This window comes from Bacillus sp. YKCMOAS1 (genome assembly GCF_030268125.1).
GTDB classification, from domain to species: domain Bacteria; phylum Bacillota; class Bacilli; order Bacillales; family Bacillaceae; genus Bacillus; species Bacillus safensis.
The window spans coordinates 337,391-363,493 of sequence record NZ_BSEI01000004.1 but is presented as its reverse complement, the minus strand read 5'-3'; the positions used below and the strand labels follow the sequence as shown (position 1 = coordinate 363,493).

27 protein-coding genes, 1 riboswitch and 1 other annotated feature (1 of these 29 running past the window's edge) are annotated in these 26,103 nt (G+C 42.2%); of the genes, 6 read left to right on the top strand and 21 right to left on the bottom strand.

The window, feature by feature from the left end; all coding sequences use genetic code 11:
* Positions 1-30: a binding site (T-box leader), on the bottom strand (it extends 209 nt beyond the left edge of the window).
* A gap of 58 nt (positions 31-88) precedes the next feature.
* Entirely contained in the window at positions 89-259 is a 171-nt protein-coding gene (locus QSJ46_RS14465; RefSeq protein WP_003216250.1) for a YrzK family protein, read from the bottom strand.
* A gap of 164 nt (positions 260-423) precedes the next feature.
* On the opposite strand from QSJ46_RS14465, the gene QSJ46_RS14460 reads away from it, so the two are divergent.
* Positions 424-1,977, top strand: a complete 1,554-nt coding sequence (locus tag QSJ46_RS14460; protein WP_483298739.1) for an N-acetylmuramoyl-L-alanine amidase family protein — start codon at positions 424-426, stop codon at positions 1,975-1,977.
* A gap of 96 nt (positions 1,978-2,073) precedes the next feature.
* On the opposite strand, the gene dtd is transcribed toward QSJ46_RS14460, so the two are convergent.
* From dtd to QSJ46_RS14420, 8 genes are all read right to left on the bottom strand, one after another.
* Positions 2,074-2,517: a D-aminoacyl-tRNA deacylase gene (gene dtd, locus QSJ46_RS14455; RefSeq protein ID WP_024423131.1), complete on the bottom strand. Its 444-nt coding sequence runs from the start codon at positions 2,515-2,517 to the stop codon at positions 2,074-2,076.
* An 18-nt stretch (positions 2,518-2,535) separates the two neighbouring features.
* Positions 2,536-4,746 (bottom strand): RelA/SpoT family protein, encoded by a 2,211-nt coding sequence (locus tag QSJ46_RS14450; RefSeq protein WP_047203353.1) that lies wholly within the window; start codon positions 4,744-4,746, stop codon positions 2,536-2,538.
* Positions 4,747-4,888: 142 nt separating this feature from the next.
* Positions 4,889-5,401 carry an adenine phosphoribosyltransferase gene (locus tag QSJ46_RS14445; RefSeq protein WP_024423133.1) on the bottom strand — a complete coding sequence of 171 codons (513 nt, stop codon included), beginning with the start codon at positions 5,399-5,401 and terminating at the stop codon, positions 4,889-4,891.
* A 23-nt stretch (positions 5,402-5,424) separates the two neighbouring features.
* Complete coding sequence (recJ, locus tag QSJ46_RS14440) at positions 5,425-7,749, bottom strand: single-stranded-DNA-specific exonuclease RecJ (RefSeq protein WP_285604896.1); 2,325 nt, start codon at positions 7,747-7,749, stop codon at positions 5,425-5,427.
* An 81-nt stretch (positions 7,750-7,830) separates the two neighbouring features.
* On the bottom strand, positions 7,831-8,181 hold the full coding sequence (locus tag QSJ46_RS14435; protein WP_039180309.1) for a LapA family protein: 351 nt from the start codon (positions 8,179-8,181) through the stop codon (positions 7,831-7,833).
* Positions 8,182-8,282: 101 nt separating this feature from the next.
* Positions 8,283-8,771 carry a cation:proton antiporter regulatory subunit gene (locus QSJ46_RS14430; protein WP_285604895.1) on the bottom strand — a complete coding sequence of 163 codons (489 nt, stop codon included), beginning with the start codon at positions 8,769-8,771 and terminating at the stop codon, positions 8,283-8,285.
* A 185-nt stretch (positions 8,772-8,956) separates the two neighbouring features.
* A complete protein-coding gene (gene secDF / locus QSJ46_RS14425; protein ID WP_039180313.1) occupies positions 8,957-11,185 on the bottom strand; it encodes a protein translocase subunit SecDF in 2,229 nt (742 codons plus the stop codon).
* Between the two features lie 41 nt (positions 11,186-11,226).
* Positions 11,227-11,523 (bottom strand): post-transcriptional regulator, encoded by a 297-nt coding sequence (locus QSJ46_RS14420; RefSeq protein WP_003216788.1) that lies wholly within the window; start codon positions 11,521-11,523, stop codon positions 11,227-11,229.
* Between the two features lie 116 nt (positions 11,524-11,639).
* Here QSJ46_RS14420 and spoVB point away from each other — a divergent pair, with 116 nt between their 5' ends.
* Positions 11,640-13,190, top strand: a complete 1,551-nt coding sequence (gene spoVB, locus QSJ46_RS14415; RefSeq protein ID WP_047203350.1) for a stage V sporulation protein B — start codon at positions 11,640-11,642, stop codon at positions 13,188-13,190.
* Position 13,191: 1 nt separating this feature from the next.
* On the opposite strand, the gene QSJ46_RS14410 is transcribed toward spoVB, so the two are convergent.
* On the bottom strand, positions 13,192-13,854 hold the full coding sequence (locus QSJ46_RS14410) for a DUF421 domain-containing protein (RefSeq protein WP_039180318.1): 663 nt from the start codon (positions 13,852-13,854) through the stop codon (positions 13,192-13,194).
* Between the two features lie 151 nt (positions 13,855-14,005).
* Here QSJ46_RS14410 and QSJ46_RS14405 point away from each other — a divergent pair, with 151 nt between their 5' ends.
* Positions 14,006-14,383 (top strand): TIGR04086 family membrane protein, encoded by a 378-nt coding sequence (locus QSJ46_RS14405; RefSeq protein WP_285604894.1) that lies wholly within the window; start codon positions 14,006-14,008, stop codon positions 14,381-14,383.
* Between the two features lie 49 nt (positions 14,384-14,432).
* Here the strand turns inward: QSJ46_RS14405 and yajC are convergent, their stop codons facing one another.
* The 7 genes from yajC to QSJ46_RS14370 all read right to left on the bottom strand — a co-directional run bounded on the left by yajC (position 14,433) and on the right by QSJ46_RS14370 (position 19,450).
* The gene (yajC, locus tag QSJ46_RS14400) at positions 14,433-14,699 is read right to left on the bottom strand and encodes a preprotein translocase subunit YajC (protein ID WP_008360993.1); all 267 of its coding nucleotides are present in this window, start codon (positions 14,697-14,699) and stop codon (positions 14,433-14,435) included.
* Between the two features lie 47 nt (positions 14,700-14,746).
* Complete coding sequence (gene tgt / locus QSJ46_RS14395) at positions 14,747-15,892, bottom strand: tRNA guanosine(34) transglycosylase Tgt (protein WP_024423141.1); 1,146 nt, start codon at positions 15,890-15,892, stop codon at positions 14,747-14,749.
* Between the two features lie 31 nt (positions 15,893-15,923).
* Positions 15,924-16,952 (bottom strand): tRNA preQ1(34) S-adenosylmethionine ribosyltransferase-isomerase QueA, encoded by a 1,029-nt coding sequence (gene queA / locus QSJ46_RS14390; RefSeq protein ID WP_107163295.1) that lies wholly within the window; start codon positions 16,950-16,952, stop codon positions 15,924-15,926.
* Positions 16,953-16,986: 34 nt separating this feature from the next.
* The gene (locus QSJ46_RS14385) at positions 16,987-17,187 is read right to left on the bottom strand and encodes a DUF2905 domain-containing protein (RefSeq protein WP_107163294.1); all 201 of its coding nucleotides are present in this window, start codon (positions 17,185-17,187) and stop codon (positions 16,987-16,989) included.
* The gene (gene ruvB / locus QSJ46_RS14380) at positions 17,180-18,184 is read right to left on the bottom strand and encodes a Holliday junction branch migration DNA helicase RuvB (RefSeq protein WP_047203347.1); all 1,005 of its coding nucleotides are present in this window, start codon (positions 18,182-18,184) and stop codon (positions 17,180-17,182) included. Before ruvB ends, QSJ46_RS14385 begins: the two co-directional genes overlap by 8 nt.
* Before the next feature lie 11 nt (positions 18,185-18,195).
* Entirely contained in the window at positions 18,196-18,801 is a 606-nt protein-coding gene (gene ruvA, locus QSJ46_RS14375; protein ID WP_024423144.1) for a Holliday junction branch migration protein RuvA, read from the bottom strand.
* Positions 18,802-18,949: 148 nt separating this feature from the next.
* A complete protein-coding gene (locus QSJ46_RS14370) occupies positions 18,950-19,450 on the bottom strand; it encodes an intercompartmental signaling factor BofC (RefSeq protein ID WP_047203377.1) in 501 nt (166 codons plus the stop codon).
* Positions 19,451-19,689: 239 nt separating this feature from the next.
* Between QSJ46_RS14370 and QSJ46_RS14365 the strand changes: the two genes are divergently transcribed.
* Positions 19,690-20,334: a serine/threonine protein kinase gene (locus QSJ46_RS14365; RefSeq protein WP_034279877.1), complete on the top strand. Its 645-nt coding sequence runs from the start codon at positions 19,690-19,692 to the stop codon at positions 20,332-20,334.
* A gap of 34 nt (positions 20,335-20,368) precedes the next feature.
* On the opposite strand, the gene QSJ46_RS14360 is transcribed toward QSJ46_RS14365, so the two are convergent.
* A complete protein-coding gene (locus tag QSJ46_RS14360) occupies positions 20,369-20,551 on the bottom strand; it encodes a hypothetical protein (protein WP_008342761.1) in 183 nt (60 codons plus the stop codon).
* 191 nt (positions 20,552-20,742) lie between these two features.
* On the opposite strand from QSJ46_RS14360, the gene QSJ46_RS14355 reads away from it, so the two are divergent.
* Positions 20,743-20,889, top strand: coding sequence for a hypothetical protein (locus QSJ46_RS14355; RefSeq protein ID WP_167364625.1), 147 nt, complete (start codon positions 20,743-20,745; stop codon positions 20,887-20,889).
* Between the two features lie 35 nt (positions 20,890-20,924).
* Here the strand turns inward: QSJ46_RS14355 and thiC are convergent, their stop codons facing one another.
* Entirely contained in the window at positions 20,925-22,685 is a 1,761-nt protein-coding gene (gene thiC / locus QSJ46_RS14350; RefSeq protein ID WP_064497873.1) for a phosphomethylpyrimidine synthase ThiC, read from the bottom strand.
* A gap of 126 nt (positions 22,686-22,811) precedes the next feature.
* Positions 22,812-22,920, bottom strand: a riboswitch (TPP riboswitch).
* Positions 22,921-23,155: 235 nt separating this feature from the next.
* Between thiC and QSJ46_RS14345 the strand changes: the two genes are divergently transcribed.
* A complete protein-coding gene (locus QSJ46_RS14345; protein WP_024423148.1) occupies positions 23,156-23,788 on the top strand; it encodes a LysE family transporter in 633 nt (210 codons plus the stop codon).
* Between the two features lie 45 nt (positions 23,789-23,833).
* Here the strand turns inward: QSJ46_RS14345 and QSJ46_RS14340 are convergent, their stop codons facing one another.
* Positions 23,834-24,448 (bottom strand): YhcN/YlaJ family sporulation lipoprotein, encoded by a 615-nt coding sequence (locus QSJ46_RS14340; RefSeq protein ID WP_047203345.1) that lies wholly within the window; start codon positions 24,446-24,448, stop codon positions 23,834-23,836.
* A gap of 334 nt (positions 24,449-24,782) precedes the next feature.
* On the bottom strand, positions 24,783-26,054 hold the full coding sequence (safA, locus tag QSJ46_RS14335) for a SafA/ExsA family spore coat assembly protein (RefSeq protein WP_285604893.1): 1,272 nt from the start codon (positions 26,052-26,054) through the stop codon (positions 24,783-24,785).
* Positions 26,055-26,103 lie beyond the last annotated feature (49 nt).

The window sequence follows — 26,103 nt, the reverse complement described above, 5'->3', positions numbered from 1 at the left end:
TACCCTACTATTCTCTATCATCAGTTCCACATTTTAAATTTTCAAGTGTGTTGATTTATATTATAATAAGGTCGGTGCTGCCACTCTGTCAACCCTTGCCGTGCCTCTTTTTCTTTTCCAGCTCTTCTTTTGACGTACATCCGTATTCAGATGCGGTTTCTTCAAGGAAGCCTGGCTGATCCATTTCGTCATGCTGCCAGCGGTCGATATCACGATGTCCATTATATTGCACTCGTCCTAATTTTCTGCTTAATCTCATGTTTGTACATCCTTTTATCACATTTTTATTTAGTATAAACAGATTGATTCATTTTTATTAGGGAAACTGCAAGGAATTCATCCACTACATAACGAATTAACATTCATCGGTTTTACAAGGGAGGGGAAAACACCGTTTTGAATCTGAAAAAACACAATCAACTGATGATGCTGCTTACTTGTTTTGTTCTCATCGCGAGTTCTTTGCCTATGACACATGCTACAGCACAAACAGATCAAGCTGTGGTCGCAACAGATGAAATCAATGTGAGAACGGGCCCTGGTTTAAGCTATGGAATTGCAGCTGTTGTAAAACGCGGCGAAAGTTATCCTATTCTCACTGAACAAGGAGAATGGGTGCAGATCCAATTATCAAACGGACAAAAAGGCTGGGTCGTCTCTTGGTTGATCACCACATCATCCGGCGCTCAAAAAACAGCGAAACCAAAGGCGCAAGGTCAAAGCACGGCAGGAGGCAGTACCATTACATCGACAGCTTCCGACCTTCGCATCCGGACAGGCCCTGGGACTTCCTATCAAGTGATTGGTACTTTCCCGCAAGGCGCTTCCGCTAAAAAGCTCGAGACAAACGGCGAATGGACGAAAATTTCTTATAAACAAGCAGAAGGCTGGGTTCACTCTGATTATGTTTCAGGGGGGCAGAAAACTTCTCAATCAAGCTCCGGCGGGTCTTCTCGCTCTAACCAGACAGGCACAGTTGGCGTATCGAGCTTGAATGTGAGGCAATCGGCCGCACCAAATGCACAAGTCGTCGCTTCACTTGCCCGCAACACACAGATCACCATTTTGCGAGAGCAGAACGGCTGGTATGAAATTGAAGGGAAAGGCGTAAAAGGCTGGGTTGCAAGCTATTACATTGTCACAGGCAAAGGAGCAGGCTCTGCACCTGAAAAGAGTTCATCCTCTTCGGCTTCTGAGCAAAAAGCGTACATTGTCTATGACGGCACCAACATTCGAAAAAGCGCTTCTACCTCTGCTGGGATTGCAGAAAGAGCAACAAAAGGAGCTGCCTATCACATTGTTCGGACGCAAGGTGACTGGTACGAGGTGACACTATCGAATGGCGGGACTGGCTATGTGGCGAGCTGGGTCGTTCAAACGAAGAAAAATAGCAGCGAAGCGCCAAGACCTCAGCAGGATTCATCGTCTGGGACTGGTTCTTTAAAAGGAAAAACGATTGTTCTTGACCCTGGTCATGGCGGAAAAGACAGCGGCACAATTGGCGCAGACGGTGCTTTTGAAAAGAACATCACCATCAAAACCGCCAATTTACTGGCAGGCAAATTAAGAGCTTCTGGTGCAAATGTGTATTTAACTAGAAGTGACGATACATTTATCAGCCTTCAATCGAGGGTGGCAACATCTCATTACCGAAATGCAGATGCATTTATTAGTCTTCATTATGATAGTTTTATGGACCAAAGTGTTAGAGGAAGTACTGCGTATTATTATCACGCAGCAAAAGATCAGCAATTAGCGTCAAGCGTTCATTCCGAAGTCGCAAAACGCTCTCAAATCCCTGATAAGGGTGTCAAATTCGGAGATTACTTTGTTTTAAGAGAAAACAAACGCCCTTCCCTTTTATATGAACTCGGGTATTTAAGCAATCCTCAGGAGGAAGCGATCATTTATAGCGCCTCTTACCAAGAACGAGTCACAGAAGGAATGACTGAAGGATTAAAACAATATTTCCGTTAAAAAGAAAGAGGCCTCTGCGCCTCTTTTTTTGTTTGACCACAAAAAAAAGACTCTAAACAAACTCCCGCATGAGTTCATCTACAGTCTAAAAAGAATCTATTCTTTGCTGTCCATTAAGATCGTGACTGGTCCTGAATTGGTCAATGACACGTCCATCATCGCACCAAAACGGCCAGTTTCAACATGGATACCTTTTTCTCTAAGGGTTTTATTGAAACATTCGTAAAGCGAATTGGCTGCATCCGGCTTGGCGGCTTTCATAAAATTCGGCCGTCTGCCCTTTCTCGTATCACCATAAAGGGTAAATTGCGACACAGACAGAACGCTTCCTTTTATGTCCAATAATGAACGATTCATTTTCCCATTTTCATCTTCAAAAATACGTAAATGTGCAAGCTTTTCAGCTAAGTAAAGCACATCTTCTTCTGTATCTTCGTGTGTGACACCAACAAGCACCATATATCCTTCGCTTATGGCACCTGTGATCTCTTCTTCTACCTTCACAGATGCATTTGTCACACGCTGCACAACAAGCCTCATAGACGATATACTTCCTTTCTAATTCATGAATCGGCGAACAGAGTAAATGTCTTTGATTTGTTTAATGCGTTCGACTACTTTGTGCAAATGATTAATATTTTGGATAAAGATCGCCATATGGATCGTCGCCACTTTGTTACGATCAGACTTCCCAGAAACAGAGGAGATGTTCGTTTTGGTTTCGTTAACTGCTTGAAGCACCTCATTGAGTAAGCCGCGTCTATCATATCCTAATATTTCAATTTCCACATTGTATTCTTTACGGTTTTTAGCAGGCTGCTCATGCTCCCACTCGACCGGAATTAACCGCTCCTGCGCTTCTCCTGTCTTCACGTTCGGACAGTCCTCACGGTGAACAGATACGCCTCGGCCCTTCGTAATAAAGCCGACAATGCTATCGCCAGGAACAGGGTTACAGCACTTAGATAAGCGGACAAGCAGGTTATCAATCCCTTTGACCCTTACGCCAGCTTCCCGTTTTTTCCCGTGATACGTCTTTGGTTCCACCGTCACTTCTTGAACGGTTTTCTCTTGCTCTTCTTGATCTCTTTGTTTTCTTTCTTTTTCCGTTAAACGATTGGCGACTTGTAGTGCAGTAATGCCGTTATATCCAACAGCTGCATACATGTCCTCTTCGTTTGAAAAATTAAATTTGTCAGCCACTTTTTGCAGGTTTTCAGCGGTCAGAATGTCTTTGACATCAAACTCAAGGTTTTTGATTTCTTTTTCCACGAGCTCTCGGCCTTTTTCGACATTTTCTTCACGGCGCTGTTTTTTGAAAAACTGTCTGATCTTGTGCTTCGCTTGGGAGGTTTGGGCAAGCTTGACCCAATCCTGACTTGGCCCGTAGCTGTGCTTTGATGTCAGAATTTCAATAATGTCACCTGTTTTTAGTTTGTGATCGAGTGTGACCATTTTGCCATTGACCTTGGCACCGATCGTTTTATTCCCAATTTCCGAGTGAATCCGGTAAGAGAAGTCAATCGGAACTGAGCCTGACGGCAGTTCAATGACGTCTCCTTTTGGTGTAAACACAAACACCATATCAGAGAAGAGATCGATTTTTAACGATTCCATAAACTCTTCTGCATCTGTGGATTCGTTTTGGAATTCAAGAATTTCTCTAAACCAAGAAAGCTTCTTTTGGAAGACCGCTTCTTCCGTTGATTCTGCTGACTCTTTGCCTTCTTTATATGCCCAGTGTGCCGCAATCCCATATTCTGCAATTTCATGCATTTCCACTGTACGGATCTGAACTTCAAGTGGATCACCTTTTGGCCCAATCACCGTTGTATGAAGAGATTGGTACATGTTCGGCTTTGGCATCGCAATATAATCCTTAAATCTGCCTGGCATCGGTTTCCAGCATGTATGGATAATACCGAGCACCGCATAACAGTCTTTAATGCTGTCGACCAAAATACGAACGGCAAGCAGATCATAAATTTCATTAAACTGCTTATTTTGCAAGACCATTTTGCGATAAATGCTATAAATATGTTTTGGTCTTCCGGAAAATTCAGCCTTGATGTTCACCTCAGACACGCGGTCTTTCACTTCATTGACAACCTCGTCCAAGTATTCCTCACGTTCCGCTCGTTTACGCTTCATCAGATTCACAATTCGGTAATATTGCTGCGGATTTAAATAGCGGAGTGCTGTATCTTCAAGCTCCCACTTAATCTTTGAAATCCCTAATCTGTGCGCAAGCGGTGCAAAGATTTCAAGTGTTTCATTTGAAATTCTCCGCTGCTTTTCCTGCGGAAGATGTTTGAGCGTTCTCATGTTATGAAGACGGTCTGCCAGCTTAATCAAGATCACGCGAATATCCTGCGCCATTGCAACAAACATTTTTCGATGGTTTTCGGCCTGCTGTTCTTCTTGTGATTTATATTTAATCTTCCCGAGCTTTGTGACACCATCAACAAGCATTGCTACTTCTTCGTTAAAATGCTCTTTTAAATCCTGTAATGTCACATCTGTATCCTCAACTACATCGTGCAGGAAACCGCCTGCAATGGTTGATGGATCCATTTCAAGGTCAACAAGAATGCCTGCCACTTGAATTGGATGGATAATATAGGGCTCACCAGATTTCCGGTATTGCTCCTTGTGTGCATTTTCAGCATATTCATATGCTCGCTCTATAAATTGAATATGTTCAGCGGACAGGTATTCTCTTGCCTTGTCAATGACCTGCTGCGCCGTTAAAACTTGTTCGTTCGCCATGGAATCACCTTTTTAAATGAAAACTGTATTGTAGTTTATTATCAAGAAAAATTCGATAGATGTAAAGAGAAGAAGTCCGCTAAAAGATTTTTGATAGGAAAAAAGCACCCTTCTTACTGAGTGCTTTTTACGAAAAACTCCATTAGTATTGCATTAACGTCATGATGTCGTAGCCGTCAAGCTTCTTTCTGCCGTCAAGATACGTCAGCTCAATCAAAAATGCAATCCCTGCCACAACGCCGCCTAATTCCTCTACAAGCTTGATGGACGCTTCAATTGTTCCACCAGTTGCCAGTAAGTCATCTGTAATCAGGACACGCTGACCAGGACGAATCGCATCTTTATGAATCGTTAATACATCTTTACCATATTCCAAGCCGTAATCGACTTTAATGACTTCACGAGGAAGCTTTCCTTCTTTACGAACTGGTGCAAAACCTACACCAAGTGCGTATGCTACAGGGCAGCCAATAATGAATCCACGCGCTTCAGGTCCAACAATGAGATCAATGTCTCTTTCCTTCGCGTATTCAACGATCTGATCCGTTGCATAACGGTACACTTCGCCTTTATCCATTAACGTTGTAATATCTTTAAATTGTACACCTTCCTTTGGGTAGTCAGGTACAACTGTCACATATTGTTTTAAATCCATCTTTTCCTTTTCCTCCTCGTACGTCAAAGCACAGGTGAGACTTCGCTCATCATGCTATTCAGCCATTCCTTCAGCTCTTTAGCTGAGGAATATGTTAGTGTTTGATCGAGTTCCATCAATCGTTGTTTTGCTGTATAGGACGCTGATGCCGTTAAATCTTTTTTAGGGGCATCAAGTACTATTGACAGCACACCATTCTCTATTTTAACAAAACCGAGTTCAAAAAACACCTTTGTCATAAAAATGATTGTATCTTTTGTCCAGCCTCTATGTTTGGCAAGCTCCATTCCTTGTTCTTTGATAGGAAAACTTCCCCGTTTAAACAAGAACCCATAAAACCATTTGAATTGATCACGGCTTGGGAAAGAGGACATAAAATGATCTTCTTCTCTTTGAAAAACCGTATAAATTCTGGCAGGCTTCTGATTTTCTAAAAGCTGCTTCAGCAATTGCTCATCTGCCGGAACATCCGCAAAGACCACATACTTTCCGTGTACATCAAACGTTGATACATTTTCTGCATGAACATGATGAATGGGGATATCGACGTTTTGTTTCGTTGCTTCATCAAAACAGACAACCAAAGATTTTTCAGAATCAAGCGTCGAAACTTTCTTCTCCCAATCCTTTTTCCCGCGCAGATCAAACAGCTGCCATTCATCAACTCGTGCATCTTTTAGCATTAGCTGGGGCTTTTTCCGGTTATTCCATTCATTGACGGACATTTCTCCAATCACGGAAATGCGGCTTCCTGGAACAATTTCTTCTTTTAATTTCCCTTGGTGAAAGCCGACACAGTCAAGCAGCTTGTCTTCGTCTTTCAGAGACATTTTAATATGGTTGTGATTTGCCCCAATTGTTCGGATATCTTCAAGCTTCGCATCTTCAATCATAATGAACGGTTTTGGGTTTGACATACCAAATGGTGACAGCATTCCTGCTTCTTCAATCGCTTGAACCGTCAATTCGTCTACCTTACACACAGCATCGACCCGCTGAATGGGAATAAAATCTTCTTCCGTCAATGTTTCATTGGCATATTGATTTAATCTTTCCCTTAGTAGAGTGACATCATCCGCTCGAAGTGTCATCCCTGCTGCCATCGGATGCCCGCCAAAATGCGGCAGGATGTCGCGGCATTTGCTTAGATGGAAGAATAGATCGAAGCCAGGAATGCTCCGGGCTGATCCTTTTGCCATTTGCGTCTCTTCATCTATTCCAAGCACAATCGCCGGACGAGAAAAAGTATCCGTCAATTTAGAGGCAACAATTCCGACAACACCCGGATTCCAGCCAGCTTTCGCTACAACGATCGCAGACTGGTCATCGCCTGCCTCTTCCACCATTTGAATGGCTTCTTCTGTGATCATACTGACAATCTTTTGTCGTTCTTTATTCAGTTCCTGTACAAAACGAGCGAGCTCTTCTGCTTCATCCTTATCCTCAGTCATAAGAAGGTGAACAGCTGGATCTGCCTGTTCAATTCGTCCTACAGCATTCAGCCTTGGCGCAATTTGAAAGCCGACCGTTTCCTCGTTCGCTTCTTCTAAAGTGGCTCCCGCTTCTTTCAATAAAGCTTTCAGCCCCGGTCTATTCGACTGACGAAGCTGCATAAGCCCTTTTTTGGCGAGCCATCTATTCTCATCATGAAGCGGTACAAGATCCGCGATTGTCCCGATTGCTGCAAGATCTAACAGCTGAACTGGCAGCTCCCCAAGAAGTGCATGCGCCACTTTAAACGCTACACCTACACCAGCAAGTTCTTTAAAGGGATACTCACAGCCTGGCTGCTTAGGATGGACAATGGCAAGTGCCTCAGGCAGCTCCTCACTTGGTTCATGGTGATCTGTAATGATCAGGTCTAGCCCTATTTCTTTTGCAATACGTGCTTCATTTACAGCAGCAATGCCTGTATCAACCGTGATGACAAGCGATGCTCCTTGCTCCTTGATATATCGAAAAGCCTGTTCATTAGGCCCATAGCCTTCTTTAAACCGATCTGGAATATAAAAGTCTACTATCGCAGACCGCTCTTTTAATGTATGTAAAAGTACAGACGTACTTGTCACACCATCTGCATCATAGTCTCCGAAGATCACAATCGATTCCTGCTCTTCGATCGCTTTGTTGATGCGCTCTACTGCTTCTTTCATTCCTTTTAATAAGAATGGATCATGAAATTCGGCTTTTTGATCAAATAAAAAAGACCTCGCCTCTTCTACTTCTTCAAGTCCTCTTTTTACGAGAAGCGATGCAGTCAGCGCTGAAATATTCAGATTTTCAGAGAGTGATTTCACTTTTTCTTCGCTTGGATGTTCATATTCCCAGCGCATTTTGGATAATAACATAAATTCACCCCTCAACCACACTATTATACTAGAGTGGCCTGAGGGGTTTCAATTTTTATTTTATGAAATTGTGCTGGAAGATTATTTTTCCTTCCGGTCAAATGATGCTGGCTGTTCTTTTAAAGGCGTAACATGCGATTTTTTTTGAAGATCTTTGTCTGCCTTTTTCGTCGAAGCAGCAGGTGCAGCGGCTGCACGCTCAGCTTTTAATGCCTTTAGTTCACGTTTCAGTTTCACAATTTGGAAGATCCCTGCAAATGCCACAATCAGTCCGCCCATTAAAACAGAACCGATAATGACGAGGATCAGCGGCCATTCAGCCGTTCCAAATAAGTAGTCTACCTCGACAGGCCGTACATTAATCACGGCAAATACTGAGACAATTAATACGAAAATAAATGCGAGTATGATGGTCCATTGTTGTTTGTTCATCTACAAATCCCCCAAGCTTTTTCTTTTATTCTTCCCTTTTCACTGCCTTTTTTAAACACAGAAAAAAAGCAGCGGAAGAAAACCTATCAGCATGGGCATCATCAGCTGCTGAGTTTTTCTTTAATCAGGTTCTTTAATTCTTTTCTTTCTCCAGAAATAACAAGGGTATCCCCTTCTGCGATGATGGTATCTGGTCCTGGATTTAAAATCTTCTCATGTGATTTTCTCATAATGGCGATGACTGTTACTTGATAGTTTTGGCGGACATTGAGTTCACCGATGCTTCTCTGAACAGCTGGTGCATTCTTTTCAATTTTAAACCATTCAATCACTAGATCATCAATGGCTACCTCTACGGTTTCAAGCGCTTTCGGCTTATAGACCATGCCGCCTAAAATAGCCGCAATTTGTCTTGCTTCTTCATCGTTTAGCAGGATACCAGAAATCGTTTCTTCGTGGTCGTCCTCCTGAAAATGATACATTTCTCTTCTGCCGTCATTATGTGTAATGATGGCAAGCTTCTCATTATTTCTTGTGATCATTTCGGCTTTATGACCGATACCTGGCAGTTCAGTTTCCCGAACCTTCATCACAGCCCCTCCAATGAATAAAGCAAAATGCCTTAAACAGACACCCGCTTTCTATACTGATCTAAACGTAAGTCATTATAGCAAAAGACCATTTTAAGATCAATGAAACCCAAAATGTTTTTTCAAAGCGTTTAACTTTTGGAAAACCAATAGAAAAAGACTGCCGATAAGGCAGTCTTTCTAGATTAAATATCTTGATCTGTATCTATCTTAGCTGGTTTTTTCAGCTCGCGGCCTTTCCACATCAGCCAAATTTGTGCCGCGATATAAAGGGATGAATACACCCCTGTTAATAAGCCGACAAGTAAGGCGATGGAGAAGTTTGTAATCGACGCTGATCCGAAGATAAGCAGTGCGACAACAACGACAAGTACAGTCAGCACCGTATTGACAGATCGCGTAAAGGTTTGCTGTAAGCTTAAGTTCACAATGTACGATAGATCTTCAATGGTTTTCGGTTTACGTTTCTTCATTTGCTCACGAACCCTGTCGAAGGTAACGATCGTATCGTTGATCGAGTACCCAATGACCGTGAGGATCGCGGCAATGAAGGTGACATCCACCTCTAGGCGCGTAATACTAAAGAAGGCCACGATAAAGAACGCATCATATAGCAGCGAAATAATTGCCGCAATCGCCATCTTATACTCAAATCGGACGGATACATATAAAATGATCCCGATGGAGGCAATGATGACGGCATATAGCGCATTACGGGCAAGTTCTTTTCCGACAGTCGGAGACACTGTACTTACGTTTGGCTCCGTTCCGTATTTATCTTTGAAGTAATCTTTCACTTCAGCAATCTTTTCTTTGTTCGGCACACCGACAAATCTCGCTGCTGCCTGATTCTCTTTTTGACCCGATAACACGACACTGTCTGTCTCAAGGTCAAGCTTTTTAAAGTCTTGCTCGACTTGTTCAGTTGACAGCTTGTGATCACTTTGAATATCAATTCTAGTTCCACTTGTAAAGTCGATTCCCGCATTCAGCTTGAAGATGGAAAGAACGATGATTCCCGCAATGGTGATAGTAGCTGAGAAAATCATAAATCCTTTACGTTTGCTGACGAAATCCCACTTATCAAATGGTGTTTTTGGCTCGGTGGTTTCTGTTGTTTCATGAATGTTCATAATGTCTTTTTGACGAACACCAAACCAGCCTTTTCTCCGGTCAAGATAGCGGCTTTCAACAAGAAGACCGAGAAGGAATCTTGATAGGAAAACAGCTGTGATAAAGCTTGTTAAAATCGAGAGGATGAGCATTGTTGCAAATCCTTTTACAGAGCTTGTCCCGAAGAAGAACAGCACTCCGCCGGCAATAATACTTGTTAAGTTAGCATCAAAGATAGTCGCAAATGATCTGCGGTTCCCTGATCTGAAAGCAGAACGGACTGATTTGCCGAGCTTCAGCTCTTCCTTAATCCGCTCATAAGTAATAATGTTGGCATCGACAGCCATCCCTACCCCTAAAATGAGTGCGGCAATTCCAGGCAGTGTCATAACCGCGCCCATCCAGTCAAACACTTGCAGCGTAATGTAGATATAAGCTGAAAGTGTGATGACAGCTATTAGGCCAGGTAATCGGTAATAAAACAGCATGAATAAGAAGATAAATGCGATTCCTACTATTCCTGCAAACACTGTTTCGTTCAGTGCTTGTTCACCAAACTGTGCACTCACAGATGTGGAATATTTTTCTGTTAATTTCACTGGCAATGCCCCGGCATTTAAAATACTCGCAAGGTCTTTTGCCTCTTGGACAGTAAACTTTCCTTCAATTTGTACGTCACTACTGTTAATTTCTTGATTCACATTTGGTGCAGATACATACTTGTGGTTTGATTTTGAGACTTCTTTTTTGAAGGAATCTCCTTTGTGGTAATCAAGCCAAATGACAAGCTGATTATTTGGTGCCATCGCTGCTACTTTTCTTGTAACGTCACCAAATTTTTTCGCATCCTTTAGTTTAACCGTCACAATTGGCTCATTCGTTTGACTGAATGTTTGTTTTGCACTGTTTTCGACTAGGTCAGCCCCGTTTAGGAGTTCTTTATCATTCGTATCTCTGAAGGATAGCTGTGCTTCAGTGGAAAGAATCTCCCTTGCTCTGTTTTGATCTTTTACACCCGCAAGCTGCACGCGGATACGGTTGTTGCCTTCAATCGAAATGTTCGGCTCACTTACACCAAGCACGTTTGCTCTTCGGTTAAGAGCCTCCACGGTACTAACGAGAACACTATTTGTGATCTTGTCCTCTTTTTTCACTGGATGTACATCATACAGGACTTCAAATCCACCCTGTAAATCCAGCCCTAGCGTCATATCTTTCGCAACAGGCTTTGTCAGTAAGCCCACGCCAGTTCCGATTAACAGAACCACTAAGAAAAACGCAAGAATGCGCCCTTTTTTCATTATGTATTTCCTCCTTAAACACCTGAATCCATTAAGATGGCTTATTTTAACAGTTCATCAAGCATATTCTTGCCATCTTCACTGTCCAAAAAAGCAGACGTTTTAAACGACTGAACGGTTGCATAGTTCATAAATTCGCCTATTTTTACAGATAAGATATCTGCAACCATTTCATGAATCGGATACTCTTGTTTTTTCTTCCACTTCTTATTCTCTAAGTATGACCATAATTCCTCTAAATCTACATCTTTATAGCCCAAAACGATGAATTCTTCAAGCTTACTGAACAGAAAAGGCTTTAAATGGTCTTTGTAAATAGCAGCTGGGTGTTGTGTCATTGCGTAGCTCCCCCTTTTCAGTTTTTTATCGAGAGACTTGTCATGCTTGGACGATATACACGCATATCTTATTGTATATGATTCTATGTCGTTTGAGAAGGCAGGTGATCTGTGATTTGACGAAGCAAACGTTTTTAAAGGGGACCATTATTTTAATTTTAGCAGGTTTTATCACGAGAATATTGGGTTTTGTCAATCGAATTGTCATTGCGAGGTTCATTGGCGAAGAAGGGGTCGGGCTTTATATGATGGCTGCACCTACCTTTTTTCTCGCCGTGACGCTCACGCAATTCGGACTGCCTGTCGCCATTAGTAAGCTTGTCGCAGAAGCAGAAGCCCGGGGTGACAAACAGAAAACAAAACGTATTCTGGTCATGTCCCTTGCGATAACAGGAACACTCAGCCTGATTTTCACGCCGCTCTTTTTATGGTTTGCGCCTATCATGGCAGAAAATATGCTGACAGACCCTAGAACGGTCTATCCACTGCTTGCCATTACACCCGTCGTACCAGTCATCGCCATTTCCAGTGTGTTAAGAGGCTATTTCCAAGGCAGACAGCAAATGAGTCCGCTAGCGATGTCTCAAGTTCTGGAACAGGTCGCAAGAATTTCATTAGTCGCGGTATGTACAACGGCTTTCCTTCCTTACGGGATTGAATTTGCGGCAGCAGGTGCGATGGTGTCATCTGTGATTGGAGAGATGATTTCACTTGCTTACTTACTGATCGCCTTTCGCTATAAAAAGACCATTCGTATTCGAAAACGATTTTTTAAGGCGATTCATGACGGGAAGGACACATTTAAGCAGCTGATGAGCATTGCCCTGCCAACAACAGGCAGCCGTTTTATCGGGAATATTTCGTGGTTTTTAGAGCCGATTGTTGTCGCGCAAAGTCTTGCCATTGCTGGATATGCGGCTGTTGAGGCGACAAGGCAGTACGGGGAGTTGACCGGGCTTGCCCTGACCCTTTTGACACTGCCTAGTTTTATTACGTATTCACTCTCCACTGCATTAGTTCCGGCGATCAGTGAAGGAATGGAGCAGAATAAACGTAAAACGGTCGAATACCGGCTGAAGCAGGCGATGCGCCTTTGTTTACTCAGCGGAGGCATTTCATGTATTATTCTTTTCGTTTACGCAGAAGATTTAACGCTCTTTATGTATGGTTCATCGCATGCGGCTATTTATGTGAAATTCATGGCGCCATTTTTCCTTCTATATTATTTTCAGGGGCCCCTTCAAGCCGTGCTTCAAGCACTCAATTTAGCTGGTGCGGCGATGACCAACAGCCTGATAGGTGCAATTGTGAAAACAGGGATGATTTTTGTTCTTGCTTCACAGCCTGGCTTTGGCATTATGGGCGCAGCACTTGCGATCTTAATCGGCATCATCCTTGTCACACTGCTCCATGCGGCAACTGTTGGAAAGGTGCTGCCTATTCATTTACCATTAAAGGAATATGGACTTTGCGTCCTTGTGATTATCGGTACGGGGGCTGTCAGTCTTTGGCTGAAATCTCAAGTAAACGGACTCTTTTCTGCTCCTATTGAACTTGTAACACTCATCTTTGTTACGTGCATGCTGTATGTCATTCTATTAATCTGCCTAGGACTAGTGAAACGAGAAGAGCTGCGCCGCATTCCGTTCATTGGGAAGCTGTTTTAGCTCATCTCTTTTTGATCACTTCATCTTTCAAATCAATATAAAATGTTTTTTGATTAAAGCTGCAGTAAGAGATTTGCTCGATATCATGGTAACCTCTTTTAGCAAGCTCATCTTTCAACCACTGTTCATTTTGATTGATTTGCTTAAGGTGATCATGCTGCACTACACCGTCCGCAACAAGTGGAAGCTCAAGCGCTGCATGTTTGAGCTTGTTTTCTTTTTCGACGACGGCGAGCTTTCCAGACGGCTCTAAAATAGCGTAAGAGACATCCTGAATACTGTCGATGTTATTTTCTCTTAATTGAATAAGCAGGTCATCAAAATTGTATCGCTGTTTTCTCATTGCACCCTCGTCTATTTTGCCATTGATGATGAGCAAGACCGGTTTGCCGTCAAGAAAGCGCCGGACGCCTTGGAATTTCAATGAGAGATAGGCAAGTGTGATTTGAATGAAGGTTAACAGCAGGATTGGCCATACCGTATGTAACATGTGATCCTCTACTTCTTCTATGGCGAGAACCGCAATTTCTGCAATCATCATAAAAATGACTAGATCTAAAATACTCAGCTCGCCAATTTCCCTTTTGCCCATTAAGCGAAAGATAAACCAAATAAGAAAATATAAAATGATGGTTCTCATGGAAATGATCAAGATGTCCTGCATGTGATGTAAACCCTCCTTCTCCAACATAGCTTGTGTCAAAACACTTTATTTATGTAGAAAAGAAACGTCTGAAACATGTCTATTTTTTCTCCACTGTGAATACATTTTAGTAAAAGACAAGCTTCGGTCAATTGGAGAGGAGACAAATCACATGCAAGAAACAAAACATATTGGAAAAGGCATTTTATCCGGATTAATTGCCATTTTTGTCGTGATGGTTGTCACAAGTTTACTTGTGTCGCTCATGCTTACATTCACAAGTATGCAGGAATCATCATTTAAATGGATGATTATGATTTTGTCCTTTGTTGCCCTGTTGTTAGGAGGCATCATTTCTGGCGGGAAAGCAAAGGAGCGCGGCTGGCTAATTGGTGCGATCACATCTATCATTTTTTCTCTCACTGTATTTTCATTTCAATATTTGGGGTTTGGAAAAACGTTTTCACCAGAGCAGTTCATCTATCATGGGGCATTTTTAGGCACTTGTATGCTGGGGGGAATGATTGGCGTCAATCTTCGAGGCAAATAAAAAAAGAGCGGTTCATATCGCTCTTTTTTTATTGCTATGTATCGGAGGATTAGCCTTTGTCAGCTAATTCTCTAATAGCACGGCGATCGAAAGTTAAACGGTTGTTTTCGCTTGTTTTGATGACCACTTTTGATTCATCAATTGAGTCGATTTCACCGTGTAAACCACCGATTGTGACGATTTTATCGCCTTTTGATAAAGATTGCTGCATCTGACGCACAGCTTTCTGTTGCTTTTGCTGTGGACGGATTAACAAGAAGTAAAGCACAGCAAACATGACAACAATCATAATGATTGAACCCATACCACCATCCATTCTATTTCACCCCTTTCTAAAGCATTGTAAAGCCTTTCGTTTATGCGTTAAAAGTTTTTCGCATTCGGTTTGTTAAAGCCATAACGCTCAAAAAACTCTTCTTTAAAATCACCTAAACGATCCTCACGGATAGCTTCTCTCACTTGCTCCATTAATTTTAACAGAAAATGAAGATTATGATAAGTTGTTAATCGAATTCCGAACGTTTCATTTGTTCGGATGAGATGTCTAATATAGGCGCGTGTATAGTTTTTACATGTATAGCAGTCACAGTTCTCATCGATTGGTCTAAAGTCACGCTCATATTTTGCATTTTTCACAACAAGACGGCCTTCACTAGTCATTAAGGTACCGTTTCTTGCAATTCGCGTAGGCAGTACGCAGTCAAACATATCTACACCGCGAATGGCGCCGTCAATTAAGGAATCTGGCGAGCCGACACCCATTAAGTACCTTGGTTTGTCTGCCGGTAAAAATGGTGTAGTGAACTCAAGTACACGATTCATCACATCTTTTGGTTCCCCTACAGATAAGCCTCCGATGGCGTAGCCTGGGAAATCAAGTGAAACAAGGTCTTTTGCACTTTGTTTTCGAAGCTCTTCGTATTCTCCGCCTTGGACAATTCCAAACAGCCCTTGATCCTCTGGACGCTGGTGCGCTGTTAGACAGCGCTCTGCCCATCTGCTTGTCCGCTCCACAGAACGTTTCATGTAATCGTACTCTGCAGGATATGGCGGGCATTCATCAAATGCCATCATAATATCAGAACCAAGCGCATTTTGGATGTCCATGGCTTTTTCAGGAGATAGGAACAGCTTGTCTCCGTTTAAATGATTACGGAAGTGAACGCCTTCTTCTTCAATTTTTCTAAATTCACTCAATGAGAAAACTTGGAATCCGCCTGAATCAGTTAGAATGGCTCGATCCCAGTTCATAAATTTGTGCAGACCGCCTGCTTCTTTTACGATATCGTGACCTGGACGGAGCCATAAGTGGTACGTATTGCTTAAGATGATGCCTGCATCCATTGCCTTTAATTCTTCAGGCGCCATTGTTTTGACTGTAGCCAGTGTACCTACTGGCATAAATACAGGTGTTTCAAAAGAGCCGTGCGGTGTATGAACGCGGCCAAGACGTGCACCTGTTTGTTTGCATGATTTAATGAACTCATAACGTATCGGTAATTGCGACAAAAATGAGCCCTCCTGTCTTTGTTGTATAATGTTATTGAATCAGCATGGCATCGCCAAAGCTGAAGAATCGGTATTCCTCTTTCACAGCCTCATTGTACGCTTTTAGTACGTGCTCTCGTCCAGCTAATGCGCTGACAAGCATAATTAACGAGGATTTTGGCAGATGGAAATTTGTGATCATGCCATCAATTGCCTTGAATGTGTAGCCAGGGTAAATAAAGATCGACGTCCAGCCGCTTGAGGCTTTGAACTCACCATCGTGTGCACTTGCAATGGTTTCAAGCGTTCTTGTTGACGTTGTGCCAACTGAAATGATCCGCCCGCCTTCCTTGCGAACAAGATTGAGCTTTTCAGCTGTTTCTTCATTCATTTCATAGAACTCTGCGTGCATTTCATGTTCTTCAATTCGTTCTGCACTCACCGGACGAAACGTACCCAGCCCTACGTGTAACGTAATAAAGGCAATGTGTACACCCTTCGCTTTCAGTGCATCCAGCAGCTCGGTTGTAAAGTGTAAACCGGCAGTTGGCGCAGCAGCGGAACCAACCTCTTTTGAATAAACGGTTTGATAGCGTTCACGGTCGTCAAGCTGCTCTTTAATATATGGAGGCAGCGGCATTTCACCAAGGGATTCAAGCACTTCATAAAAAATGCCTGTATATTGAAACTCGACTTTTCTTCCGCCATGTTCCAATTCCTCTGTACATACCGCTTTGAGCCGTCCATCACCAAAAGTGATAACCGTCCCTTTTTTCACCCGTTTCGCTGGTTTTACAAGTGTTTCCCAGTTGTCTCCTTCTTCTTGTTTCAAGAGAAGCAGCTCAACTTTTGCACCTGTATCCTCTTTCATCCCAAACAATCGTGCAGGCAAAACGCGAGTATTGTTTAGAACGAGACAATCACCTTTTTGAAAATAATCGATGATTTGTGAGAATGTATCATGTGTAATCGCACCCGTTTGTTTGTTTAAGACCATCAGTCTTGATGCATCTCTTTTTTCAAGCGGCACTTGTGCAATCAATCTTTCTGGTAAATCAAAATCAAATAGTTCTAGCTTCATTTCCTTCACCTATTCTGTAGTTAACTAGTTAACGTTATTTCATCCGTCCAAAGATATTCAGTAATATGGTTAGTACGATGCTAATGACAATGCATGTAATGACAGGAAAAAAGAACGTGACATTTCCTTTTTTCACAAAAATATCACCTGGAAGCTTACCAACCAATTGAAACACTAATCCTACGGCAAAAAGGACACCACCTAAAATCATTAATATTTTAGGGAATTCAGTCACGAATCGGAACCTCCATTTGAAAATGTTCATACGCTTCTCTTGTGACGACCCGCCCTCTTGGTGTTCTTTGCAGGAAACCAATTTGCAGCAAGTACGGTTCGTACACATCTTCAATCGTATGTGATTCTTCTCCAATTGTCGCTGAGATTGTATCAAGACCAACAGGACCGCCTCTAAATTTTTCGATCATACTTAAAAGGAGCTTATGGTCTATATGATCGAGGCCAAGCCTGTCGACTTGAAGACGCTCAAGGGCATCTTCCGCAATGTCCTCGGTAATGGTATGATTCCCAAGCACTTGCGCAAAATCTCTTACTCTTCTGAGCAAACGATTGGCAACCCTCGGTGTTCCACGGGAACGTCTCGCTATCTCTTCGGCAGAGCGAATATCGATCCCAATCTCAAACAGCTCGGCTGTTCTTGCCACAATGTGAGCCAAATCTCTTTGCTCATAGTATTCCAATCTTGCATGTACCCCAAACCTATCACGAAGCGGCGCTGTTAACAGCCCGACACGGGTCGTTGCACCTACAAGCGTAAATGGCGGTAAATCAAGCCGTACAGAGCGTGCTGTATCTCCTTTTCCAATGACAATATCTAAACAAAAATCCTCCATTGCTGGGTACAGCACTTCCTCAATTGAGCGCTGCAATCGGTGAATTTCATCAATAAACAATACATCACCTGGCTCAAGAGATGTTAAGATGGCCGCCAAATCACCAGGACGCTCAATCGCTGGTCCTGACGTTGTACGCAGCTGAACATTCATTTCATTGGCAATGATCGACGCAAGTGTTGTTTTCCCAAGTCCAGGAGGTCCATATAAAAGGACGTGATCAAGCGTTTCCTGCCTCATGCGGGCAGCTTCAATAAATACGCTGAGATTATCCTTTACTTTTTGCTGACCGATATATTGGCTAAGTGTCTGTGGCCGCAGACTTTGCTCAATGGCTGATTCATGGTTGTCTGCTTCAGTTGAGACGAGCCGTTCATCCATGAGACATCACCCTATTTCAACATTTTTTGTAAAGCTTTTTTCACATATTGATCGGTTGTAAGATTCTTTTCTTCTTTTAATAATGGAAGAACCTTTTTAATTTCACGATCACCGTATCCAAGGACACTCAAGGCTTCAAGCGCTTCATCTAATGCAGTTTGCTGCGTTTCAACCTGAATGTGGTCCTCGTGATTAAATAAGTTGCCAATCATTTCTGGCACCACATCTGCAAGTTTTCCTTTTAGATCCAGAATGATTTGACGTGCTGTTTTTTTGCCCACACCAGGGAATTTAATCAGGAACGCTTCATCTTCACGTTCTATCGCTGAAATGACAGCGCCTGGATCACCGGAAGCAAGAATGGCGAGCGCGCCCTTTGGCCCAATTCCTGTGACATTTAACAGTTTTGTGAACAGCGCTTTTTCTTCTCGTGTTTGAAAACCGTATAACGAAAATGCGTCTTCCTTTATGTAATGATACGTATAAATCGTTTCTTGTTTGTTTACTCGATAGATAAACGGGTTTGGGGTATAGACTTGATATCCCACTCCGCCGTTTTCAATGACAACATATTGCGGGCACACATAATCAATGGTCCCTTTTACAAACTCTATCACCGTTTTCACCTCTTTGACTGTTCTTCATTGTAACATAAATCGAGGAGAAAACCGCAATAAAAGTTAACATACGTTCGCTCAGTACATTTTTATCATGAAACCACGAAAAACAGCTTGCGGTCTTCACACCAGCAAGCTGTTACATGCTTTAAAACGATCGTTCATTTCGGTAAGGCTTCATGACTTCAAGCACATGCTCAAATTCATCCTTTGTTCGAAAAGGAATGCCTTGCTCAAGCTGTTTTTCCACATGACTTTCTAAACGGGACGTATCAATTTGAAAAAAGAGATGAATAGGCTCCGCCCAGCCGTCAGGCCTTCCATGAAACGTAGAAATCACACCGTCTTCTGATAATCCGATATATCCATTTGCTTTACTTAATGGAGAGATATCATCAATTTGCTTTCTAAAAAGGGCAAAATCCTCTTTTTGTTCTACCAGCGTCCAGCCTTTATACTGCGCCCAGAATGTGTCTTTGTCTTCTAATGATGCCCGGTGTCTTTCAATACTCACATCGCCGTCTAGATAGACTTTTTCAAGCTGGACGGTGATAGAGTTTGACTGCTTTTGCAAGTGTTCTTTTCCTTCCATATCCGCAGCGAAAAAAAGCACACTTGTCATGATAAGTCCTGTAACGAAACATTTCATCTTCACTTTCACTATTTACACCTCTTTAGAACATGAGATCGATGCATGACATATGTAGTTTGACCCATTTTTCTAAACATTAACCAAATCGATCATTCAAATGTATGGTAAGAGTCTTTCGTTGTATCCTTCATTCGTAAATGTTATGTTTTATACAATCCATTGCTTTATCGAATGACACGGTTTTTTCATCATTCGTTTTTCAGCCGCATAAACTGAAACCAAAGAAGGTGAAGTCAATGTCAGATGTCAAAAGATTAGCCGAATCGATTCAGTATCATGAAGAGAAACGTTTTCATAAGCTTGCCTATAAACCAGCAGAGCTTGAACTGTGCGGCAAAGGAAGAAGTGCCTATGTCTTCTTATACAAAAAAGACGGCAAGAAAATGGCACTAAAAGTCTTTTTCCCTTCTTATCAGCATATCGCCCGCAAAGAGGCTGCCATTTACGAAAAACTTTCTGGTTCGTCTTACTACCCTGAGATTTATGAGTCTGGGGATCAATATATTTTAATGGAATATATTAAAGGCTACACATTCTATGAATGCCTTACAAAAGGAATTCCTATTAAAAAACAAATGATTGAACAAGTCGATGATGCGCTGGAGGAAGCGCGCGAGAAAGGATTGAATCCTTCTGATATCCATCTGCGCAATCTGATCTTAACAAAAGAAGGACGGATCAGAGTCATTGACGTTGCCAGGTTCACGCAAACGAAAGCATGTCATCAATGGGATGATCTAAAAGCCGCTTATGCCTATTACCAAAAACCTTTTTTCCCTAAAAAAGCACCGCGTCTGTGGCTTGAAGTGATTGCATATTTGTATAAAAAGAACTGGCTGTCCCGCGGGCAGCTTAATAATCGGAATGATTTTTCTGCATAACGAAAGCCGCTCTCTTTTGAGCGGCTTTTTGCTGTTATTCTGTTTCTACATGGATACTATTGACGTTTAATAGATTAATGATTTCATTATTCAGCTTAAACCAATGATTGGCTTCTTCAATTTTTTTATACACATCATAGGTAGCTGGACGTTTGAGCTCGAAATCAAGCACTTCCCCATTGTTCATATGAAATGTTACCTTAAATACTTTCATCATAAGATCACCTTCCACTCTTCTTGTTCGCTGGTCAAATAGATCAGCTCTTTTCATTCATTCTCTATTCAACTCGTTTCCCCTCCTTCTTTCCATTCAAACCCAAGAAGTTTAAATTTTGTTTAAATTCACACAACATATCTATCTCTCATATCTGCAAAGAAGTATATTAGTGAAAAAGGAGGCTGCCCTTGATGAAGCAGAAAAAGAAACGAACATCTCCAGAAAGAAAAACAGTCTTTTTTCATTTAACAGATGCTCTCATTCCGAGTGTGGACATGATGGCATATGCAGCAAAGGCATTTTTTCACCTTTTAAGAAAAGCCTTTTCAGCGGTTTGATAAAACCCCGCACAGCATCGTGCGAGGTTCTTTTTTTATGGCTGATAAATTTGACTTCCTTGACTGACAAACTCCTTCGCCTTCTTTTCCATTTCTCTTTTTACTTCTTCAGATTGATTGCGGATATCATGAGAAATTTTCATACTGCAAAACTTCGGTCCGCACATCGAGCAAAAGTGAGCGGTTTTAGCGCCTTCGGCAGGCAATGTTTCATCATGGAACGCCAAGGCTCTTTCTGGATCAAGTGACAGGTTGAATTGGTCCCGCCACCTAAATTCAAACCTCGCTTTCGATAAAGCATCATCGCGCTTTTGAGCCGCAGGATGTCCTTTTGCTAGATCAGCAGCATGTGCAGCAATTTTATAGGCGATCACGCCTTCTCTCACATCTTCTTTGTTCGGCAGACCTAAATGCTCTTTTGGCGTTACATAGCACAGCATTGCTGTTCCGTACCAGCCGATCATGGCCGCACCGATCGCGGATGTAATGTGATCATAACCAGGTGCGATATCTGTTGTAAGAGGCCCTAACGTATAAAATGGTGCTTCCTTGCAAATGTCCATTTGCTTGTCCACATTCTCTTTGATTTTATCCATTGGGACATGTCCGGGCCCTTCAATCATTACCTGCACATCATGTTTCCAAGCAATCTCTGTTAACTCACCTAACGTTTCCAGCTCTGCAAACTGCGCCTCATCATTGGCATCAGCAATCGAGCCTGGTCTAAGTCCATCTCCAAGTGAAAAGGCGATATCATATTTTTTCATAATTTCACAAATGTCTTCGAAGTGAGTGTAGAGGAAATTCTCTTGATGATGAGCAAGACACCATCTTGCCATAATTGCACCGCCTCTTGAAACAATTCCAGTCACCCGATCGACAGTGAGCGGAATATATCTTAACAGTACGCCAGCATGAATCGTGAAATAGTCTACACCTTGCTCCGCTTGTTCAATTAATGTGTCCCTGTACACATCCCACGTCAAATCTTCTGCGACTCCATTCACTTTTTCAAGCGCCTGATAGATAGGAACGGTTCCCACAGGGACTGGGCAATTCCGAATGATCCATTCTCTCGTTGTATGAATATCCTTTCCAGTAGACAGATCCATCATTGTATCTGCCCCCCATCTGATCGCCCATGTCATTTTTTCAACCTCTTCATCAATGGATGACGTGACAGCCGAATTGCCAATATTCGCATTGATTTTGACATGAAAATTCCTTCCGATAATCATTGGTTCACTTTCCGGATGGTTAATATTTGAAGGAATGACGGCTCTTCCGCTCGCTACTTCCTCTCTAACGAACTCAGGGCTTAGCTCTTCTCTTATTGCGATAAACTCCATTTCAGGCGTAATGATGCCTTTTTTGGCATAATGCATTTGCGTCACACATGCACCTTGTTTCGCGCGGAGTGGCATATGATGAAAATCAGTCTGGATAGAATGAATAGATTCATTCCCCTTTGAACGGTATCCATTATCCTCCGGTCTTACATGACGCCCTTCATAGCTTTCTGTATCTCCTCTTTCTTCAATCCATGTTGCCCTAAGACGCTTTAACCCCTTTGTGACGTCAATATGAACGTTCTCATCGGTGTACGGTCCACTCGTATCGTATACACGGACTGGTTCATTTTTTATGTCGCCCGCCTCTGTCACAGTATGTGAGAGCGTAATCTCTCTTTTTGGCACTAAGATATCGGGTCTTGATCCTTTCTCATACACCTTATGGCTACCGTCAAAGCTGGATAACAATGATTGGTTGGATGGGACACTTTTCTTTTCTTTCATTTGCTGTTCTCTCCTTTTCTTCTTGTCACCGGACAGGATGGAATCAGCACCAGCAAAAAACCAGGCTCTATTTAAAGAACCTGGTTTCGTCGTCAGAAATAAACATGCATATCATTGAAATGATACATGCATCATCTTTAACTTCCCCACGCTGGTACGAGCCAGATCAGGTCCAAAGGGTTAAGAAGTTTATGCTTCTCTCTCAGCCCATTTACGGGCACCCCTAGTCACTTTTATTGATTTCCACATCAGTGTAGCATAGAGACATCATGAAGAAAAGAAGATTCAGGAAAATAGTTCCTTTCCCCTACAAGCGTTATGGATCATGTTGATATACAGTCTTCTATACATCATCTATCTCTATCATTTCAATCAAATCTGAAATAATCATTGATCCTTTTCTCCTATTATGTATAATTAATCTAAACGGAGAATTTTTATACAATTTATTTAAAGGAAGTTCTAGTCGATTGCAAACATTTCTCACATTTATCGTCGTAGGATTCTCAATTGCTCTGCCTGTTGGAGCAATCACGGTTGAAATGACAAAACAGGGACTGAAAAACGGATTTTTTCATGGTTTAACTGTCGGAGCAGGCGGTATGACCATAGACTTATTACTCATCTTGGCTTTATATGCTGGATTTGCTCAGTTTTTATCTTTGCCGTTTGTTCAAATCCCGCTCTGGCTAATTGGAGCTGTATTTTTAATGATTCTCGCATACGATTCCATTAAAAATGCGGATCAAGATATTCATTTAGCAGGAGAAAAGGTCAATAAATCATTTGCGAAAACATATCGAAACGGCTTGCTCGTGGCGGTATCTCCTGGAAATCTTGTGTTCTGGGTTTCTGTTTTTGGTGCTGTACTTGCCGATGCTTATACAAAAACAGATTCATCTGAATTTATGCTGGCTGCCGGCGGTATTTTGGCAGGAATTCTCCTTCATGACATCGGTCTCCTCACACTTGTATCCTTAACAAGAAAAGTGATGAATCGGACGATGATCAAGTGGACATCCATTATTGCTGGTATTTTATTATTAGGGTTTGGCTGTTATTTCTTTTACGAATTTTATATAGGCATCAAGGTTTATTTTTAAGAAAAGGCTAAAGTTCGTGATGAACTTTAGCCTTTTTGTGTCAAACTATCGGGTCATGCCTGTTTGTCCTGTTTCAAATTGCGTTCTTCTCATATCTCTAAAGCGTGTGAATGCACCTTCATCTTTAATGACTTGGACTGCTCTTCCATCTGCATAACGAGCCGCCGCTTCTTCTACTTGTGATACGCCTTCTGACGTCAGGCGGCCATCTGATTTAATGGCAATATACACATTTTCATCCGTCACCATGACTTGAGAGTCTGCCACGTGATTCATTTTATTGACGCGGTTGGCAATTTTTCTTGAACGCTGGATGTTCTCTTGTTTATCGTAGCCTGAGAACGACATTTGATTATGATAGTTCATATCTCCATGACTGTAGCGTCCATCTCCACCTGTGAGAGGCATTCGATCATCAGCTTGAGGACGTGTACGGTAATCAACATTCGTTGTATTTCTCCCGTTCATTCCCTCCATGAGTTCAGAAACTGGTCCTTGATGATCTTGGTTGTTGTCGTCCGCTCGTTGATTCGAATGATAACCAACCGGCTGGCCTGATTGATTATGACGTGTATCGACACCTGCGTTATTATTTGCACCACATGCCGTTAAACCAATAGGAAGAAGCACTAATGCGATTGTTTTTTGCCATTTTTGCAAACGAAAAACCCCCTGTACAAATTCAATCTCATGAGCGCGAAACAGGCTCTGTTTTAGCATGTACAGTTAGGAAGAAAATCAAGCTGTCAGTTATAAACAAAAAAAGGAACGATTGAGATCGTTCCTTCTTGTATGGTGACAAAAGGCTAAAATGTTCTTGATTTTAGCCTTTTGTCTTCTTTTCAGCGTAATAGAAAACCTTTGCATTCTAGGAAGGACGAGCACAGGAGCGGAGCGAATTTGACATTCGTGAGCACCGGAGCGCAGACCTGACACCGAATGCGAGGGTTTGTCTACACGCTGAAAGGAACGATTGAGATCGTTCCTTCTGTCATTAATCCTCTTCTTCCTCCTCCGGCCTTGCAAATACGGATTGACCTGGATATGGCTGCATATATGGCTGAGCTGGATAAGCTCCCATTTGGCCATAAGGAACAGGATTCGGATAATGTCCTGGCCAAGGCTGATGATGCTTCATGCCATCATCACATCCGCAGTCTTCCTTACCGTATGCTGCATTTGAGACGTTCGGATAAAAACCTTGATTTGCATTGGCATTTGCATTGGCGTTTGAATGCATATGGTGATGCCAGTGATGTCCGTCGTTTGCATGGTGCTCATGATTTTCCCCGTAGTAAGCAGGCGCTTGATACGCAGGATAATATGGATGAGCCGGGTATGGATATGGCATCATATGATGGTGATAATATGGATGGATAGGATAACATAGGCCTGATCCCGGTAAAATTGGCGATGCCGGCACCATTTGCTGCGGATATGGATACATCGCCGGCATGTAATGACCATGACCATAACCAAAATAAGGATCATATGGTTCATGATGATGATGCTGGTGATGATGCTCGTTATTTTCAGCCACTCCTCCTACCGCTGCCCCTCCCACATTTGGCATTTGCGGGAAGTTAGGAAGGTTTGGGTAATTGCCATGCTCCATGTCTTTTCCCTCCTCTTTTTGATGCGGAATATGAATAAACGGGTCATATCCCTTTGCCACTTCATCTTTTAAATGACCTTTATTTTCATGATGAAAATGGTCCTTGTGATCTTTATGTTCCTTATTCTCATGATGGAAATGACCCTTGTTATCTTTATGGTCTTTATTCTCATGATGAAAATGATCTTTGTGATCTTTTTTCTCGTGAACGTGATCTTTTTTCTCGTGAACGTGATCTTTTTTCTCATAATGATCTTTTTTGGGAGGAGGCGTGAATGGCTGATAGAGATTGGTCTGATAATAGTTCACATCAACTTGCGGAAAAACTGGCTGCTCGATCTTTGGCACTGGGGGTACATAAGGTACCGGTTCATTTGGCTTTTCCTTCGGTTTTGTATCTTGCACTTGCACGACATCTTTTGGCTTTTCTTTCACATACGGATGTTCTTTCGTTTTTGGCATTTCTTTTGCTTTGTGATGATCTGTTTTCACAGGAACACCACTAGATGGAATTTTAATCTTCATACCCGGCATGATCAAATCAGGATTACTGAGCTGAGAATTTAGTTTTTTCAATTCTTGAAAGTCGACTCCGTATTTCTTTGAAATTTTCCAAAGGGAGTCTCCTTTTTGCACAATATGAATTTTCAACGTTTTCCCCTCCTATGCAAAACGTGAACGTAACGGTTATGTCAGAAGT